Annotated in this window: 12 protein-coding genes; 3 read left to right on the top strand and 9 right to left on the bottom strand. The window is 35.7% G+C overall.

From position 1 onward, the window contains the following. Window positions 1-6 precede the first annotated feature (6 nt). Both WG904_RS16555 and WG904_RS16550 read left to right on the top strand, forming a co-directional pair. On the top strand, window positions 7-1377 hold the full coding sequence (locus tag WG904_RS16555) for an MFS transporter (protein WP_339580449.1): 1371 nt from the start codon (window positions 7-9) through the stop codon (window positions 1375-1377). Between the two features lie 33 nt (window positions 1378-1410). Beyond that, complete coding sequence (locus WG904_RS16550) at window positions 1411-3297, top strand: alpha-amylase family glycosyl hydrolase (RefSeq protein ID WP_339580448.1); 1887 nt, start codon at window positions 1411-1413, stop codon at window positions 3295-3297. Between the two features lies 1 nt (window position 3298). Here WG904_RS16550 and WG904_RS16545 read toward each other — a convergent pair whose 3' ends face one another. Together WG904_RS16545 and WG904_RS16540 are read right to left on the bottom strand one after the other, a co-directional pair. Further along, window positions 3299-3709 carry an organic hydroperoxide resistance protein gene (locus WG904_RS16545; protein ID WP_339580447.1) on the bottom strand — a complete coding sequence of 137 codons (411 nt, stop codon included), beginning with the start codon at window positions 3707-3709 and terminating at the stop codon, window positions 3299-3301. Window positions 3710-3757: 48 nt separating this feature from the next. Further along, a complete protein-coding gene (locus tag WG904_RS16540; protein WP_339580446.1) occupies window positions 3758-5941 on the bottom strand; it encodes an FUSC family protein in 2184 nt (727 codons plus the stop codon). Between the two features lie 807 nt (window positions 5942-6748). Here WG904_RS16540 and WG904_RS16535 point away from each other — a divergent pair. After that, window positions 6749-8083, top strand: a complete 1335-nt coding sequence (locus tag WG904_RS16535; RefSeq protein WP_339580445.1) for a PhoH family protein — start codon at window positions 6749-6751, stop codon at window positions 8081-8083. Here WG904_RS16535 and WG904_RS16530 read toward each other — a convergent pair. The 7 genes from WG904_RS16530 to WG904_RS16500 all read right to left on the bottom strand — a co-directional run bounded on the left by WG904_RS16530 (window position 8080) and on the right by WG904_RS16500 (window position 19832). Further along, a complete protein-coding gene (locus tag WG904_RS16530; protein WP_339580444.1) occupies window positions 8080-9288 on the bottom strand; it encodes a TCR/Tet family MFS transporter in 1209 nt (402 codons plus the stop codon). The two genes, WG904_RS16535 and WG904_RS16530, sit on opposite strands and share 4 nt — an antisense overlap. A 145-nt stretch (window positions 9289-9433) precedes the next feature. Next, complete coding sequence (locus WG904_RS16525) at window positions 9434-10573, bottom strand: tetratricopeptide repeat protein (protein WP_339580443.1); 1140 nt, start codon at window positions 10571-10573, stop codon at window positions 9434-9436. Between the two features lie 90 nt (window positions 10574-10663). Then, complete coding sequence (locus WG904_RS16520) at window positions 10664-11935, bottom strand: tetratricopeptide repeat protein (protein WP_339580442.1); 1272 nt, start codon at window positions 11933-11935, stop codon at window positions 10664-10666. A 28-nt stretch (window positions 11936-11963) separates the two neighbouring features. After that, complete coding sequence (gyrA, locus tag WG904_RS16515) at window positions 11964-14534, bottom strand: DNA gyrase subunit A (protein ID WP_339580441.1); 2571 nt, start codon at window positions 14532-14534, stop codon at window positions 11964-11966. Window positions 14535-14620: 86 nt separating this feature from the next. Beyond that, on the bottom strand, window positions 14621-17617 hold the full coding sequence (gene dnaE / locus WG904_RS16510; RefSeq protein WP_339580440.1) for a DNA polymerase III subunit alpha: 2997 nt from the start codon (window positions 17615-17617) through the stop codon (window positions 14621-14623). A gap of 81 nt (window positions 17618-17698) precedes the next feature. Beyond that, a complete protein-coding gene (gene dinB / locus WG904_RS16505) occupies window positions 17699-18865 on the bottom strand; it encodes a DNA polymerase IV (protein ID WP_339580439.1) in 1167 nt (388 codons plus the stop codon). A gap of 196 nt (window positions 18866-19061) precedes the next feature. Beyond that, window positions 19062-19832, bottom strand: coding sequence for a M90 family metallopeptidase (locus WG904_RS16500; RefSeq protein WP_339580438.1), 771 nt, complete (start codon window positions 19830-19832; stop codon window positions 19062-19064). Window positions 19833-19850: the final 18 nt, after the last annotated feature.

The raw sequence follows: 19850 nt of genomic DNA, 5'->3' as shown, positions 1-19850 counted from the left end.
AAACAGATGAAATCAATAACAGAAAACCCTAAATTATCGCTCGTCCAAATTATCAATATGAGCGTAGGCTTTTTTGGTATACAATTTGGCTGGGATTTACAACGCGCTAACATGGGCAGAATCTACGAGAATTTAGGGGCCAATGCAGATCAAGTGCCTTTATTATTCTTGGCTGCGCCATTGACAGGCTTATTGGTTCAACCTATAGTTGGCTATATGAGCGATCGTACTTGGCATCCAAGATGGGGTAGAAGAAGGCCTTATTTTATGATTGGTGCAATTATAAGCAGTATTGCGCTGTTATTTATGCCACATAGTAGTGTGATATGGATGGCTGCAGGCCTTTTGTGGATTTTAGATGTTTTTGGAAACATTGCAATGGAACCTTTTCGTGCATTTGTGACCGATAAATTACCGGATAGCCAAGTAAATAGAGGCTTCATTATGCAAAGTTTGATGATTGGTTTGGGTGGAAGTGTAGCCTCGTCACTCCCATGGTTGATGAAAAATATTTTCCATTTGGAAAATACAGCCGTGCAGGGCAGTATTCCCGAAAACGTAAAATTCTCCTTTTACATTGGTGCTTTTTTCTTTTTTGCTGCCGTTCTATATACCGTTTTTACAACCAAAGAATATCCGCCTTCGGATGTAAACTTTAAAGAGAAAGTTCGAGAAAGCAATAAAGGTTTTTTTGGGGGAGCGAAAGAAATTATGCATGCCTTAGTTCATATGCCCAAAAGAATGAAAATTGTATCGTTGGTTCAATTTTTTACTTGGCCGGGCTTATTTCTTATGTGGTTCTATTATACCACTGCGGTAGCGATCAACGTTTTTGGAGGTAAAGATGCAAGCGATCCTGTATATGCTCAAGGAGCTGATTTTGGTAGCTTAACGCTTGCTTTCTATAGTGTGATTACCTTTCTATTTGCTTTGGTTTTACCTAAAATTGCCGATTCGTTAGGTAGAAAAAATACACACGCACTCTGTTTAATTTGTGGTGCGATTGGATTGATTAGTGTAGCCTGGGTGCATGATAAAAATATGTTGTATTTATGTATGACTGGGGTTGGAATTGCTTGGGCAAGCATCCTATCCATGCCATACGCCATGTTAAGTGGCTCGCTACCAAAGAATAAAATTGGTATTTATATGGGTATTTTTAATTTTTTTATCGTATTACCTGAAATTATGGCCTCATTGGGTTTTGGTTGGTTAATGCGCAATGTCTTAAATAACGATCGCCTTTTAGCCGTTCAAATAGGTGGTGCATTGATGATTTTAGCCGCAATGATCTGCTTTGTATTTATCAAAGAACCAAAGCGAGTAAATGATATTTTAACAGCTCAGCTCGAAGTAGAAGAAAATAGATCAGTTTAAAGTAGTTTATCACCTTTAAATACAAGTATACGCATGAAAAAAATAATATATATTTTACTTCTTTTTACGTTAATAGTTGCCTGTAAAAAAAGTTCAACACCCCCAATAGCTATTCCTACAAACCCAACAAACCCAGCTACAGACCTTCCTTCTGGTGCTAAAGATGGGGTTACATTTATTAACAATGGAACTTCAGCGATCTTTACCTTATATGCTCCTGGAAAGACATCGGTAGCGGTAATTGGAGATTTTAACAATTGGTCTTCCACAGCCTCACCTATGAAGAAAGCAAACGACGATCAAACATGGTGGGTTCAAATAGATAATCTGAACGCCAATACTGAATATGGTTATCAATTTTTAGTGAATGGAAATTTAAAGGTTGCTGATCCATATTGTGAGAAAATATTAGATGAAGCAAATGATAAATATATTTCAGCTACAGTGTACCCAAATTTAATGAGCTACCCAACGGGTAAAACTACAGGAATTGTAAGTGTGCTACAGGCTAACCAACCAACCTATACGTGGAAAAATAATTCGTTTACCAGACCAGAAAAAAATAATCTAGTAATATATGAGTTGTTAATTAGGGATTTTACAACCGAACATACGTATGCATCCACGTTGCAAAAATTAGATTATTTAGTAGGCCTTGGTATAAATGCAATCGAATTAATGCCGGTTAACGAATTTGAAGGTAATCTAAGCTGGGGTTATAATCCATCGTTTTATTTTGCGCCGGATAAATATTATGGAACTAAAATAGCATTGAAAAATTTTATTGATGAATGCCATGGTAAGGGTATTGCAGTTATATTAGATATGGTATTAAATCATTCCTTTGGTCAATCCCCAATGGTACAACTGTATTTTGATGGCAGCAAACCCACCTCAAATAGTCCTTGGTTTAATGTAGATCCCAAGCATCCTTATAATGTTGGTTACGACTTTAACCATGAAAGTGCGGCGACAAAATATTTTGCGAAGAATGTGATTAAATTTTGGATGCAGAACTATAAAATTGATGGTTTTCGTTTCGATCTTTCAAAAGGATTTACACAAAATTCTTCCAATAACGATGCAACATTTAGTGCGATGGATGCGAGTCGGATAGCCATTTGGAAAGAGTATAATAACTATATAAAGAGTATAGATCCGAACAACTTCTATGTTATCTTAGAGCATTTTGCAGATGTTGCAGAGGAAAAGATTTTAGCCGATGAAGGCATGATGCTTTGGGCAAATCTGAATTACAACATAAACGAAGCGACAATGGGCTGGCTTGCCAGTTCTGATTTTTCTTGGGGATTTTTTACACGTCACAATTTTAGCAAATCCGAAAATTTGATAAGTTTTGGCGAGAGCCACGATGAAGAGAGGCTAAATTATAAGAACATTTCTTTTGGAAATGCAGCTGGTAATTATGTTATCAAAGGAAATCTTGTTACTTCGCTAAAACGTGAAGAGTTAGCTGCTGCATTTTTGTTTAGTATACCTGGCCCAAAAATGGTATGGCAATTTGGAGAATTAGGATATGATGTTAATATAGATTATAATGGTAGAACGGGCGATAAGCCAATTAAATGGGAATATTATACCGATGTTAATCGCAAAGCATTATATGATGCTTATGCAAAATTTATCAAGCTAAAAAGGAACAATTCTATTTTTAATACTGCCAATGTTAACTATAACTTGGCTAATGCCATTAAATACATTAAGCTAACGGAAGGAACCAACACCGTTGTGGTAGTGGGGAACTTTGATGTAGTCAGTCAGACTGCCAGCATAGATTTTGGATCTTCCGGTGCTTGGGTAGATGCCGTTGGAAATTCCATAAATCTAGCTAGCGCTACTTATGCTGCCACATTAGCACCAGGAGAATATCATATTTTTAGCAGAAGTACATTAAAATAAGCTATACTGCGGTAACTCTAACTTCAATATTTCCTCGTGTTGCTTTTGAATAGGGGCAGGTCTTGTGTGCTTTCTCAGCAAGTTGTTGCACCTCATCATGTGCTATTCCAGGAACATGAACATCAAGATCGGCCGACAATGCAAAAGCACTTCCGTCTTTATTAAAAGAAATTTGAACATTTACGTTTGCATCGGTTATATCGATTCCATCGCGTGCCGCAACACTACCTAAAGCCCCTAAATAACATGCGCCCCATGCGGCCGCAAATAATTGTTCAGGGTTGGTTGTACCTCCTTGACCCTCGAGTTCTTTTGGTTTTCTTAATTCTAAATCTAGAACGCCATCACTTGATTTAACGTGACCATCTCTTCCGCCGGTAGCGATTACTGATGCGGTATATAACTTTTCCATGATAATACAACAAAACGGGGGGCGAGAAGTTTTAAGAAATGCGATTAACTACGCTTTTATCTTCTCTGTTAATTTAAATATATCATAGGCCACTTTCTGGATGAGTTCAAATTGCTCCGCAATCATCATATTCTCATTAGCTGCATCTAATTCAGGAGAAATTTTTCGTCGGATTAAAGGAACGTTACTGATTTCCTCTTTATTAACGATTAAATTTTCCTCCGATTGAGAAAGTAGATAAATGGTATTGGTTGATACTGGTTTTAATTCCTCAAAATTAATATGTGTATAATCATGTTCTCGGTAGAAAAGTGACAGTGTTGCTACGTACGATGAAAGCAAATGATTGAGTACCGTAAATTGATGCAGCTCTTTAATATATAATTGCTTACTTTTTGGTTCAGAGAACATCCGTTGAAACAAGGAAGCCAGATTGGCCGTATTTACATAAACTTCTTTTCGTGCAACTTTATATTTTGTTAAGCTATTATGTTTTTCAAAATATAATAGGGTAACCTGTTCGAAATAATTCATGTTCGCTTTTATGATACCCACCATTGCCACTTTAAGTTTCTCATGTTCCCAGTTAGGGAACAAAGAATAGCTTGCTAATACGGCTATTCCAGATCCGATCAACGTATCGTATATTCGTTCTCTGGCAAGGGAAAGACTCCCCATTCCCAAAAAATCGAATAGCACTAATATATAAGGTGTCATAAATAGTACGCTAACAACATAATTTTTGCGTTGAAAACTATAACTCCCAATCATGCAAATTAGCAAGATTACAAATAAAGCATTTTTATCGTTAACGTAAACTAAAATGCCCATTCCGATAAAAGCACCTGCTATAGTACCGATTAAACGCTCATAATTTCGTTGTTTGGTTAGGGTATAACCTGGTTTTGATATTACTAAAATAGTGAGCAAAATCCAGTAACTATGTGCGAAATCAAAGCTTTTGGCTACTACAAAGCCAATCAACATTGCAATGGCTACACGCAAAGAATGCCTAAATGTTGAAGAACTAAAAGTTAAATTCTCACGAAACAATTTAATATCAAAATTTTGCCTAGTCACAAATTTATTTATATCAATATCGTTCCTTTTTAGCTTTTTCTTTTCTTTCTCGTTAAAATAACTGTTAATGGTTTTAACTCTTGCTAAAATATTTTCAATATTAACTTCAATGTTTTTAAGTGCAATTAAGCCTAAAGTATTATAGTCGTGGTTTATTTTGTTTTTCTCCAATACTAAAATTTCTTGTTTAAGCTGTTCAATATCTTCGGCTAAGCCTATTGATAGGTTAGGAATGCCACCAGTTTTTAAGGCAAAGGCAATATCTTCTAAAGAATCGGCAAGTTTATAAATTACTTTTTCATAATGGGTCAGAATTCCCACTTCATCAAACTGTTGATGTAATTGTTTGTAATTATAATAGGTCGACATAATTTGTTCGAATAAATCGACCATATCTATAAAAACAAGTAATAAAAATCGTCCTTCTGGGGTCGATTCATTTACTATTTCTCTTGTTTTGAAGAGAACTTCTCTAACTTCCTCTTGTTTTTCGTGTACGATTACTTGTAATTGCAATAATTCGGCATAATTTTTTTCATAATTTATACCTTGGTGATAAAATTTTGCCTTTGCCCTTAAAAATATGCTTACCTCATATATAGAATCGCTTAAAGTTTGCTGAACTAGTCGGTAGGGGCGAATTCTGTATATGAAATAGCTGAGCATTGTATACCAAATGCTTCCGCAGAAAATGAGCATTGCATACAAAATTACTTCTTTCCAAGGTCTAATGTCGTCTATACTTAGCACCATAATTAGGAGAACTGATGTTCCGATCGATGCAGCACGTGCTCCGTATAAAAAAAGCATGGAAAATACAAAACTGCAAATCACTAGTAGTGTGCCCGTAACGTAGATATTTTTGTTGGTTATGCCCACTAAAATAGAAATGATTACGATAAGCCCAGTGGTGATGAGCATGGCATTTCTACGGTGAACAATTGGTCCAGGGGAATCGACAACACTAACGCATAATGCTCCTAAAGATAAGGTCATACCATATTGAAGCATTCCAAATTGCGCCATAATTAAAGAGGGGCACAGTACACCGAATGTGATCCTTAACCCATCAGCAAAATAGGTGCTTAATAGAAAGTCATGGATATTTCGAATTGGCCTGTTAAGCATATACAAATCTACAGTATTGCGCACCAATTTTATTGTTAATTTCGAGATGAATTATTAATTTTTTAGCAGGAGAGGTGAAAAATAGGCAGAATTTATAAGTATAAGATTGGGTAAAAAATAGAGAAATGTGAATAATGTGACCAATTCTTAATGTTAATAACCTTTCACTATATTCGAATAATGGTAATTTAAGCTAAAGATCTTATGCATTTTTAATGTTGATAAGGCTGAATTAAAAGTGCAAAACTTGTTAATAAAATAATTCGATTTTTCTTGTCAATTATCGATTTGCACCCTAAATTAGATGATATCAATAACGAAGTACTTTGACAGTTTGATAGAACAATCCAAAACAAAAATGAAGTCGCAAGACTAAAATTTTTGGGATCGTTCAACAGTTATTCAAATCTGATACGCATTGCAAGATGCAAAATCGGTTTTACATTAAGAAGCCGCAAGGTAGATAGCATGTAAAAGAATGGAGTAATATAAACTCGATCACTCGCAAGGGCAGATAGGTTTAGAAGGACTAACCGGTTGCAAAACCGATGGTTCATTTGGTAACTAATATCGAACATGATTGTAGATTGTGGCATTTTACGGAGTAAAGCAAACATCAATCATAAGTAAACGAGTAGTAGGATTCGCAAGAAAACTACAACCACGAACGGGTTAAGTAAATCGTATTGGTGCCTTCTAATTAACTACGGTTAACTAAAAGGTTAAAACGGAGAACCAAATCGAAAGACGCGGATCTCCGTTTTGCTTTTAAGCCTTTTATTCTCAAATAAACTATAATCTTTAAATGCTAAATGGTAATTTTAAATCACCATGTCAAAAAAAGATTTTCCAAAAAAAATATTCGTTTTAGATACTTCGGTTATTCTCTATGATCACGATGCTATAAATAATTTTCAAGAACATTATGTTGCTATTCCCGTATTGGTTTTAGAAGAACTAGATAATTTTAAAAGTGGAAATGATACGCGAAATTTTGAAGCTAGAAGTTTTATTCGCCTAATCGATATCGCAGCAAAAAACAACTCGATAAATGATTGGTTTCCAATCCATAAAAAAAGTCTAGGTAGAATTAAGATTATTTTGAACGAAAATCCGAAAGTCTTAAATGCCGAGACCTTATTTGGGAAAGGAAAGTTTGATCACCGAATTTTAAATTCTGCCTTAGTCTTAAAAGAAGAAAATCCAGAGAGCAAGGTTATTTTAGTTTCAAAAGATATTTGTTTACGTTTAAAAGCAAAATCGCTAGATCTATATGCGGAGGATTATGAAACAGGAAAAATTAAAAATCTAGATGAACTTTATACCGGAAAAACAGATTTTTTATGTGATTCGGAACTAATTGATGAGTTAAGAAGAGAGGGTTCAATTCGCTCAACAGGAGTTAATTTGAATTATACCGATCGAAATCATTTCTATACCTTAAAGCATAAGAAAAAAAATTCAATTGCTTTTTTTGATGTAACGACAAAGCGTTTACGAAAAATAAATCAAGAAAAAGTTTTTAATATCATTCCTAAGAATGCTGAGCAATCGTTCGCAATCGATGCTTTGCTAAATCCCGAGATAAAATTAGTTACCATACAAGGAAATGCGGGTACCGGTAAAACCTTATTGGCTTTAGCGAGCGCTTTAGAACAACGAAAAAATTTTAGACAAATTTACATTACACGACCAATTGTTCCGCTCAGTAATAAAGATATTGGTTACTTACCTGGTGATGTAAAAGCTAAAGTAGACCCTTATATGGCTCCAATTTGGGATAACTTAAAATTTATAAAAGAACAATTTGCGCAGGATGAAAAAATGTTATTTCGGATTGATGAATTGATCAGAACTGAAAAGATTGCCATTGCGCCACTAGCATTTATCAGAGGGCGTACCATTACGAAGATATTTTTCATTGTGGATGAGGCCCAAAATTTAACACCCCATGAAATAAAAACCATTATTTCGAGGGCAGGGGAGCATACTAAAATTGTATTTACAGGAGACATTTATCAGATTGACACGCCTTATCTTGATTCGGAGAGCAATGGTTTATCGTATCTCATTGAAAACGCGAAACATCATCCCCTGTATGCGCACATTACGCTTCAGAAAGGGGAGAGGAGCGAACTGGCAAATTTGGCCACGGAATTACTCTAGTGATGCTTTATTAACGCAGCAATAGCTATAAACAAAGCAATTAATGTAAGTAAAACACTAAATATAAATGGTGCACCAGGAAAATATATCACATTACTTTTATCAATAAAGTACGCAAAGATATATGCCATGGAGAATGGGCCTAAAATTGCTCCAGCGCTTTGCATACTTGTAACAATACCTTGAATTTCGCCCTGAGCATTATTGGGTACTTGATTTGAAATAATACTTTGCATTGCCGGATTTCCAATTCCAGCTAAACAATAAGGAATAATAAAAATCATCATCATAAGGCCATTTGGTGCAAAAGCAAAACAGGTGAAACCTATGATGTATAAAATTAAACCCAAAATAATGGCTTTCTTATTTCCGATTTTTGGGATAATAATTCGAATTAAACCCCCTTGTACAACAGCTACCGCAACGCCTACAATGCTTAATGAATAGCCAATCATTGAAGAATCCCAATTGAATTTTTCAATTACATAGTAGCCCCAATTTGATTGCACAGAATGGCTTGCTATAAATAGCAATAACAAAGCTAATACCAATCCTATAATTGCAGGGAATTTAGCTACGCTCATAATTGCGCCTATTGGATTGGCTCTTTTCCATGAAAATTCTCTACGATTTTCTTTTTTTAATGATTCTGGCAAAATAAAATAACCATATAACCAGTTCAATAAAGCCAACCCTGCAGAAATCATGAATGGAACCCTAAGTCCCATATGGCTAAATAAGCCACCAATTAATGGCCCTATGATGAAACCAATTCCAAATGCAACTCCGATCATTCCAAAATTTTGAGCTTTTTTTTCTGGGGTACTAATATCTGCGATGTAGGCCATTGCAGTGGTAAAACTAGCACCTGTAATTCCAGCAATAACTCTTCCAACAAATAACCAACCTAAAGTAGGCGCAAATGATAAAAATATGTAATCTATACCTAGACCCAAAAGTGATATTAATAAAATCGGTCTTCTTCCATATTTATCGCTTAAACCGCCTACAATTGGAGAGAAAATGAATTGAGCTATTGAATAAGCAACTAATAATAAGCCTCCGTACTCAGATGCATCAGCCAAAGATTTACCAGAAATCTCCTTTATTAGATTTGGTAGAACCGGGATAATGATTCCAAAACCGATACAGTCGATTAATATGGTAATAAATATGAAACCTAGGGCTGATTTTTTTGTGCTCATTTTAATGTTTACTGTAAAAATATAATTTTAAACAATATCCTTACGGATTTTTGTAGAAATAAATAATGATATTTTGTCATATAATTAATATTATGTTAAGTTCAAATTTAAATATACCTCACTCACCTGTAGTATTGATTAAAATCTAAAATTCGTTTAGTTTTCTTTTTAGTTCTTGAACCTTATCTAGCCTATTCTTTCGAGTGTAAACTTCAATTAAAAGATGAATAGTGTTTAAATCGTTTATATTAATCTCGTGTGCGCGCAATAACGTAAATTCTGCTCGGTTAGCAAAACTAGTGAATTTTGGTTTGTTGTTTTGTTTTAGTGCCTCATTGGCATTGCTAACATAAACTAGTGCTAGTTGGTACATGGCATCGAAATAGTTTTGATCGAGTGCTAATGCTTTTTTATACGCGGTTTCAGCTTCTGTGTAATTTTTAAGTTGAGATTGCTGCAAATAACCAAAAAGAAAATAGAGCAATTTACTACTACGGCGCTCTGTTCCTAATGTGCCGTTAATTGCTTTAATTGCCTTTTCATATTTCTCATTATCCAACAATAGATTAATATAATCATTTGTTAAAAGAGGATTTTCTGGGTTAAGTTTTAAGCCATCTTCAAGTGATTTAATGGCTAATTCATTTTCGAAACTTGAGACATACAAATTGGCAATGGTTTGATGAACAATCGGATTTCTTACCCCATTCTCTTTTGCTCGTAAAAAATAAGTTAAGGCTTTATTGTAGTTTTGGATTTTCTGTGCACAAAGCCCAACATTTGTGGCAAGAATTGTATCTTTTGGTAAATAATCGCTTACATCTTTTAAGATGGTATAAGCCATTAAGAAATCATTTTGGGAATAAGCCTTGTTCCCCTCAGTTAATTTTTTTACGTTAATGTTATACGTAGAGGCCTTGATTAATTCGGAGTTTGCTTGAAATTTATCTAAAATTTTTGCTGTATCTAGTGCTTTTACTGCTAAATCATAATATCGATCGCTATTTGCTTCGTTTGCATCAATAACCGCAACGTAAGAACTCAAATACGATTTGATGGCCCATGTTTCTGGCCAATTTTTTGTTTTTTTATCTTTTTGTGCAGCTTCAATTGCTTTAATTCCCTCTCCTAATATAGAAAGTTGCTTTTTTGCATCTTCTTTTTTTGCAATGCTAGCTTTTAGTTTACCAACACTATTTTGAGCTAATAAAACTTGGGTTTTTTGGGCATTCGCTGATAAAAAAAATACAAATATGATAAAGAGGAAAGGCAATAATCTGTTCATTATAAATATCCTATTTAGGTGTAAAATAATAAAAAAAGAGGGATAAAATTAATCGTCCCTCTTTAGGTTTAGCTAAAATTGTAATGAACCTTAGTTTTGAGGAAGGGCATCCAATTTTTTCTTGACGTCTGTGAAATTTGCTGTATCATTTTTGAAACCATAAATCTGCTTTAAAGATTCAAGTGGTGCAACAAATTTTGGGTCTAATTCGTGTGATTTTTTATAAAATGGCAAGCTTTGATCAATTAAAACCATCATTTTAGCGGAGATCGCGTCGTATTCTTTCTCATTCTCCTTCTTTTTCTTAGGATCGGTGCTCTTCAGGTCAATTTTATTTCGCACTTCCTGCATTCCTAACGCCTGCTTGTAATAAGTTTCTCCCATTAGATATTGATACAGCGATTTATTAGGCTCTTTAGCGATCAGTTTTTGAAGCGATGCTTGAGATTTGGCGATATCTCCTCTAAGGATATAAATATCCGTTTCAGTACCAATTAACTGAGGGTCGTCTGGAAACTTAGCACTTGCCTCACTAATTAATGCTAATGCTGAGGTAGTATCTTTAAGTTGCTCTAAGGTAATGTTAATCATTTCTAAGTAATAGTTCTTAGATTCAGGAACGTTAAAGTTTACCAGCTTTTTGAAATTTTGAACTGATTCTTGATATTTTCCAGCCAATTTTGCAATCACGCCTGCATTTAGGTACATCGAAGTGTCTTGAGGGTTCCTCTTAAGTACGTCTATGAAGTAATTATAAGATGTATTATAATCCTTATCATTGTAAGCTCTTAATCCCCTACCCACCATGGTATTACGGATATTTACTTGTGCAACAGATAGATCTTCTTTAAATTCACCCTTAGTATCTAAGGCCAAGGTTTTTTCAATGGCTTCTTCGGCATCTTTTTGATATTTAAGCGAATTATCCATATTAAGCGTATCTACATACGCAATAGCAGAAGAAAATAAGGCTTTATAAAGCCATGACTCGGCTAAGTTTTTTGTTTTTTCATGCTCCAACGCTTTATTAACGTGTACTAGACCCTCTTTTAAGCTAACAATTTGTTTATCAACAAAAGAAAGTTTAGGTGCTTCACCAGTAGGACGAGGTGCACTGCCTCTGGCCGCTATGGTTTTACCAACTTTTGTATCACCTTTTCCATCAACGCCGAAACCACCTGTACTTGCTGGGCCTGCTTGAATTCGTTTTTTTGGAGCCGATATTTTAGGAGCATTCGGATCTTGACTCATCGAGAACTGAAAAATCCCCCATAGTCTTTTTGCTTCAGCTACTTCACTCTTTTGTGCATTAGCATAGGTTGCAACCCCCATGAATAATATACTAAAAATTATTTTCTTCATCTTTATTTTAATTTTATTCTAAATTATATTAATTCTCTTCTATTTTTTCCTCAGTATCAGGATTGTTATTATTTTTAGGCTGATTTTCCGCTTCCGCTGTATTTTCAACAATCTCGGCATCGTCAATTTCCTCTATTTCTTCGTCTTCGTGCTCAATCTTAGCTACTGATGCAATCTCATCGCTTCCTTTTAGGGTAATTAATCGTACGCCTTGTGTAGCTCTACCCATTACCCTTAACTCACTAACGACAATTCGTATTACAATACCCGATTTGTTGATAATCATTAAATCATCTGCATCGGTTACATTTTTAATAGCAACAAGTGCGCCAGTTTTGTCGGTTACATTTATCGTCTTAACCCCTTTTCCTCCTCTATTAGTAACGCGATAATCGTCGATATCAGTACGTTTGCCATATCCTTTTTCTGATACTACCAATACTGTAGCCGATGGATCATCAATGGCAATCATCCCTACAACCTCGTCTTTATCATGCGCAAGCGTAACCCCTCTTACTCCAGTAGCGGTTCTGCCCATTGGTCTAACCGTACTTTCGTTAAAGCGAATTGCTCGACCTGAGCGTAATGCCATCACAATTTCACTGGTTCCTGTAGTTAAACTTGCCTCTAACAGTTGATCGCCCTCGTTAATGTTTATAGCATTAATACCATTTACACGTGGACGAGAATACGCTTCTAAAGAAGTTTTTTTAATGGTACCTTTTTTGGTACACATAATGATAAAGTTGTTCTCAAGATACTCTTGATCTTTAAGATTTTTAACTTTAATATAGGCTTTAACTTTTTCTTCTTTTGGTATGTTGATGATATTTTGTAGGGCTCTTCCTTTGCTTAGACGACTTCCTTCTGGAATTTCATACACTCTTAACCAGAAACAGCGCCCTGCTTCGGTGAAGAACAACATATAATTATGGTTAGAAGCAATTAGTAAATGTTCAATAAAATCTTCATTTCTCGAATCGCTACCTTTCGAACCCTTTCCTCCCCTTCCTTGTGTACGATATTCTGATGCTGGAGTACGCTTGATGTAACCTTCATGTGAAATAGTGATGACAACTTCTTCGTCTTCGATAAAATCTTCCATGCTCATGTCTTCTGCTGAATGAACAATGGTTGTTCTACGCTCATCACCATATTTTTCAATCATTTCGGCCAATTCATCCTTAATAATTTGCATACGTAAAGATTCATCTGCTAAAATAGATTTTAAGTACTCAATGGTCTTCATCAATTCTGCATACTCGTCTTTGATTTTATCACGCTCGAGACCAGTTAATCGACGTAAAGTCATATCTAAAATCGCTCTTGCTTGAATATCGCTTAAACCGAATGATTCCATTAAGCCTAATCTTGCTTCTTCTGGAGTATTCGAAGCACGTATCAATTTGATAACTTCCTCAATATGATCCAACGCAATAAGTAATCCTTCTAAAATATGAGCACGTTTTTCTGCCTCTAATAGTTCGAATTTTGTTCTACGAACAATTACCTCATGTCTGTGATCAACAAAATGACGGATAAGGTCTTTTAGGTTTAACATTTGCGGGCGACCATGCACCAATGCAATGTTGTTAACACTAAAAGAGGTTTGTAATGCAGTTTGCTTAAATAAATTGTTTAATACGATACTTGCATTTGCATCACGTTTAATTTCATATACAATCCGAATTCCGTCTTTATTCGACTCATCCTTAATATTCGAAATGCCTTCTAATTTTTTCTCTCCAACCAATTCAGCTGTACGCTCAATCATCTGGGCTTTATTAACTTGGTAAGGGATTTCGGTAACGATAATCGTTTCTCTGTCTTTAACGGTTTCAATTTCTGCTTTCGCACGCATTACAATTCGACCTCTGCCCGTTTCAAATGCATCCTGAACTCCCGCATACCCGTAAATAATTGCTCCTGTTGGGAAATCTGGCCCCTTAACATACTTCATCAACTCAGGGATCGTTATCTCATTGTTGTCGATATACGCAACCGTAGCATTAATAACCTCTGTAATGTTGTGTGGTGCCATGTTGGTTGCCATACCCACGGCAATACCGGATGAACCATTAATTAAAAGATTTGGAACTTTTGCTGGAAGAACAGTTGGTTCTTGTAATGAATCATCAAAGTTTAACTGAAAATCTACAGTATCCTTATTGATGTCAGCGAGCATATCTTCTGCTATTTTCTGAAAACGAGCTTCGGTATAACGCATTGCTGCAGGCGAATCACCATCAATAGAACCATAGTTACCTTGTCCTTCAACCATTAAATAGCGCAAGCTCCATTCTTGTGCCATACGTACCATGGTCATATATACAGACGAATCGCCATGGGGGTGATACTTACCAAGCACCTCTCCTACGATACGTGCTGATTTCTTGTACGGTTTGCCGGCCCCTAAACCCAAATCTAGCATACCGTACAATACACGGCGATGCACGGGCTTTAAGCCATCTCGTACATCAGGCAAAGCCCTACTTACGATAACCGACATCGAATAATCGATATAAGCAGATTTCATCTGCTCATCTATGTTAATTGAAATAATTTTGTCGTTCTCTTGATTTTCTAAATCTTCTGCCATAAATAATTTGTTCGCTAAAAAACGAATTTAAAATTGGTTTTACTATAACCTTGCGAATTTAATAAAATAACGGGCAATATGCACCTTTATGTGGAAAAGTTTTGCAGCACCGGATTCTCTATAATCGGCAGTTTAGCGAACTTTAACACTTCTAGGCTAGGCACACCAAAATCTAACACTACTTTACCTAAAATTAGGTAACATCCCTTCCCTTTAAAAGGGTAAATTGGACTTGAATTCGGAAAATGGGTGGTATCGAAGAAATTACCCTCATAATCTATAAATGTACCAAACCACATTTTGGTATTTTTTACCGTATGCACTGTTTTATCACACACAAAATTTCCTAACATTTTTACCATTTTTCCTTCCATGTTCTGCAAATCTTTTGCAAGAACATCCCCCCGATATCCGGTTTTGAGTAAATCGAACATGCTAAGCGTAATAGGGAATCCCAGTAATTCTAATTCTTGGTAGGCATCTTCGATGAGATTACTTTCTAAACTTGGTAAATTATAGGATTTTGAGGGTAAATGAAAAAGCTCTTTTCCAATTATGGGCTTTGATGTGTTTCCTAAATGGTTATGGACTTCCCACAATAACTCCTTTTTTGTTTTGCCCGAAAAACGTAAGGCCCCAATCCTTATCAATATAAGTGCTTGTTCTAGATTTAAATAAGTGCGTTTAATTAAATCTTCAAGATCGATATACAGGCCATTTTGTTTTCGCTCTTGCGGGATGATTTCAATTAATCTATTTTCCAAACCCTGTACCCCAACAAAGCCCAAGTACACCTCATCACCACTAATATTAACCACGCTATCGCTGTGGTTAACGCAAGGTAGATTAACTTTTGCACCGGTTTGTTGTAAGACCTGCACATATACCCAACGTTGATAAAAGCCACCGTAATTATTTAAAACAGCAACCATAAATTCCATTGGAAAATAGGTCTTAAGATATAAACTCTGATAACTTTCTACCGCAAAACTAGCCGAATGTGCTTTGGAAAAACTATAACCTGCAAAACTTGATACCTGACGCCATACCTCTTTAGTTACCGTTTCATCTCTCCCTTTTTCTTTCGCCCGATCAAAAAAGCGCTGTACAAGTTTATCGAATTCTATTTTAGCACGGTATTTTCCGCTCATTCCGCGACGAAGAATATCTGCATCGGCCATATCTAAACCTGCGTAATGATGGCAAATTTTAATCACATCTTCTTGATAAACCATTACCCCAAAAGTTTCCTGTAATTGCTCTTTCATTACCGGATGTAAATACTTTACGTCATTTGGTTTATGATAATTTTGTATATACATTTTCATCATCCCTGAACTGGCCACGCCAGGTCTAATGATCGAACTTGCTGCTACTAAAGTGAGGTAGTTGTCGCAAGTTAGTTTTTTGAGTAATTGTCGCATCGCAGGCGATTCGATATAAAAACATCCAATGGGCGTTCCTGCTTTTAATTGTGAATTTAGATTCGGATCGTCTTTAAAAGACTTAAAATCGTGAATATCTACTCGCTCTTTTTTATTTTTTAACACTAACTGAACGGCTTCTCTTATATGCCCAATTCCACGCTGACTAAGGATATCATATTTATCTAGACCTATTAATTCGGCCTCGTACATATCCCATTGTACGGTTGGCATGCCCTTGGGTGGTAAATCTAAAGCGGTATAATACGTTAAAGCCTCCTCACTAATTAATATCCCACCGGCATGGATGGAGCGTTGATTTGGCATCCCATTCATCATGCGATTAATAAACATCAACTTGTTAAAAACAATGTTGTCTTTATGCAATTGGTCTTTTGTGGGATCTGTAAAATCGTCAATTTCACTTTTTGGCAAGCCCATTACCTTACCTATTTCTCTGATAATTGCTCTATCCTTAAAGGTGCTCATTGTACCTAAAAGAGCCGTATGGCTGGCTTGATAACGCTTAAAAATATAATCTTGCACATCTTCTCGCTCATCCCAACTAAAGTCGATGTCAAAATCGGGAGGCGAGCTCCTTTTATGATTTAAAAAACGTTCAAAATAAAGATCTAAGGCAATCGGATCTACATCCGTTATTTTAAGGCAATACGCTACAATGCTATTTGCTCCCGATCCTCTCCCAACATGGTAATATCCTTTTCGCATTGCATAACAAACCACATCCCAAGTAATTAAAAAATAAGCGCAGAAATTTAGCTCCGCAATAACCTTGAGTTCCTTTTTAACTCTTGATAAAGCTTCTTTGTTATTTTTTCCGTATCGGTAAGTGGCACCTTCTACTGCCAATTTGGTTAATAACGAAAGGTCGTCTTTTTCATCTCCGGTAAAAGTTCTTTTATTTTTCTTGCCAAAAGTATAATCATCCATACAGCAGCTATCTAACAATTTTTGAGTGTTGGATAAGATGAATGAATAATTCTCAAATTTCTTTTTTAGTTCTCCCTCTGGGATTAGCATTTCGTCTTGTTGACAATAATCATTTTCTGTCAATTTCCCTAGCACTGTACCTAAACCAATAGCTCTTAAATATTTATGCAAACGGTGTTCAAGTTTATTTTTAATCGTTACAGGATGTAACACCACTAATTTTTCTTTAATTTTAGTTAGCGGCTTCCCCGTAATTTTATGGAGTTCATTAGCCCTAATACCCAGGTATTCATTTTCCCTTAAATTAATCCTACTTCCATATGGATAAATTACATATGCAGCGCTAAACGCAAAGGGTTCATCTGGCAAAGGCAAGTTACCAAGGTTATGATGTGTTAAAAAATCATTTAATTCCTTCATTCCTTCCTTGTTTTTGGCAATTCCGATATATAAAAGTTTATTATCCCTTCTAAATTCTATTCCTATCGTAGGCTTAATCGTATAGGCCGGAATTAATTTACCATCTACATCTTCTTGGTCAAAACCTGCTTTGCGGCAAAGCCTGATAAATTCCATGCAACCGGTAGAATTGTTGATATCGGTTAGCACCAGCTGATGTACACCCTTCTCTCTTGCTTCGTTAAGCAAATCTTTAATATCAATTGTTCCGTATCGTAGACTATATTGAGAATGAGTATTTAAAAACATGATAATTAGCGAATGGGGTTGCGATTCTTTTTTGGCGTTTACAAGTCTGGTTGCAATCTAAATGAACCAATGAGCAATGAACTAATCTCTCTTTGGGGGCATTACCACTGCCAGTTTGATGGCATCAACTCCATACCGAGAACGCATTTTATCCATGCTTTGATAGAGGTTATAGATTTTCTCTGATGGTCCGTATAAATCGATTTGCTCATGCCCGCTTACCAAATGGGACAGCTTTACCCCGACCAATCGCAATAACATACGTTTCTGATATACCTTATCGAACAAATCTTTCGCTTTTTTTATTAATAAAGAATCTAGCGAGGTATAGGGAATTTTAGCCTGTTGCGTAACTGTTTCAAAGTTTGCATAGCGGATGGTGACGGTGATGCATGCGGTAAGCTTTTGTTTTTGCCGAAGTTCAAAAGCAAGTTTCGTAATCATATCGGTAAGGATAATTTTCATGCCAGCCACGTCCATACTATCGCTCTCGAAAGTAGTTTGTTTGCCTATCGATTTCTGCTCTCTATACGGAACTACTGGCGAATAATCTATTCCGTTTGCCTTTTGCCAGAGACTAAGGCCATTTTGCCCCAATATTTTGAACATTAAATCTTGAGGGATTTGAGTGAGCGTATGAATTTTTCGAACGCCCATTTCGCTAAGCTTTAAAAAAGTAGAATCTCCCAAGCCCGGTATTTTTTTAATGGAAAGTGGGTTTAAAAAACCTTGTACATTGAGTTTTTCTACATGAAGCTCTCCATTGGGCTTACATTCGTTGGTAGCAATTTTAGAAACGGTTTTATTTATAGATAAGCCAAAAGAAATGGGCAAACCTATTTGGTTTAAAACATGACTGCGAAGTTCCTGTGCAAACTTCATACACCCAAAAAACCGATCCATCCCCGTCATGTCGATATAATGCTCATCAATACTTGCCTTTTCTAGTACGGGTACTCTTTCTTGCAAGAGCTCGGTAATTTGATGAGAATAATTACTATAATCGTCCATACTCCCCTTTACAAAAATAGCGTGTGGACAAAGCTGCCGGGCCATGCGACTGGGCATGGCAGAACGAACCCCATATTTACGTGCCTCGTAACTACAAGATGCCACTACTCCCCGATCAGACAAACCACCAATAATTACAGGTAATCCAGCCAGCTTACTATTTTTTTTTATTTCTACTGAAACAAAAAAAGCATCCTGATCCATATGAATAATATGTTTATTGGCAAATTCCGTCATTGTAAAAGCAAATATAATACTAATATAATTAGTATTGCAAATAAAATAAAAACTAAATAATTTAGTAATTTAGGATGTGAATTGTTGTTTTTGATCTAATTGACCAAAGAAACGGAGTTTAAGATATTAGGAAAAATGAAGTGTTTTCTGTTTTCTTCATCATGTAAGGAAATCTGGGCTCTGCTGTTTTTAAACCTCAATCCAAATCCTGAGAAAATATATTGCTTAAACGTTCATACAAAGCCGGATGCTTATCTTTAAGTATCTCAGGTTGTTCAAAAAAATATTCGGATACTACAGCAAAAAACTCTGCCTCGTTAGTTAATGCATAAGGATTTATGTCTGATTTGTTGTTTGCAATGCTTTCCATTTCTTCGTGCATCATTTTTAACCAGGGCAATGCATATTTATGCGCCAATAAATTTTCTGGAATACCATCTGTAGCGCCATCTGATTTATCTAAAAGGTGAACAAATTCGTGGATGCCTGTATTTTCTTTTCCTGCACTTTTAGAAAAACCGTGCCTTAATGCAGTTTGTGACAAAATCATTTGCCCATTCATATATCCTGTACCAACCATTCCCATAATGTTTCTTTCGCTTCCTTCGAACTGGAAGTCTTTATTAAAGGTATCGGGATACAGTAATACACTGGTTAAATTTTTATACTTCCACTTATCCATGCCAAAAATCGGGATCACTGCGCTAGATGCTATTAGTAGTTTATCTAGTGGTTTAATTTCTAAACCCACGCCTTCAATTTTAACCTCAGACAGAAAAGTCGCGATCTTTTGTTCAAAAATTTGTCTTTTAACTTTATCAAGGCGTACATAAAAATCTACATTAGTACGTAATAGCTCCAGATCAGCCTTGCTTAAATTCCCTTTTATTATTTCTTTTTTTTTGAAAATAAAGTACAATGCACTACTTAAAGCTAATAAAAGAATGAGGTAAGGCGAATAATTCATCACCAATAATAACTAAAA

Source organism: Pedobacter anseongensis (genome assembly GCF_037482965.1).
Taxonomy (GTDB): Bacteria; Bacteroidota; Bacteroidia; order Sphingobacteriales; family Sphingobacteriaceae; genus Pedobacter; species Pedobacter anseongensis.
The sequence above is the reverse complement of the archived record's forward strand: the minus strand, read 5'-3'. Positions and strand labels throughout refer to the sequence as shown.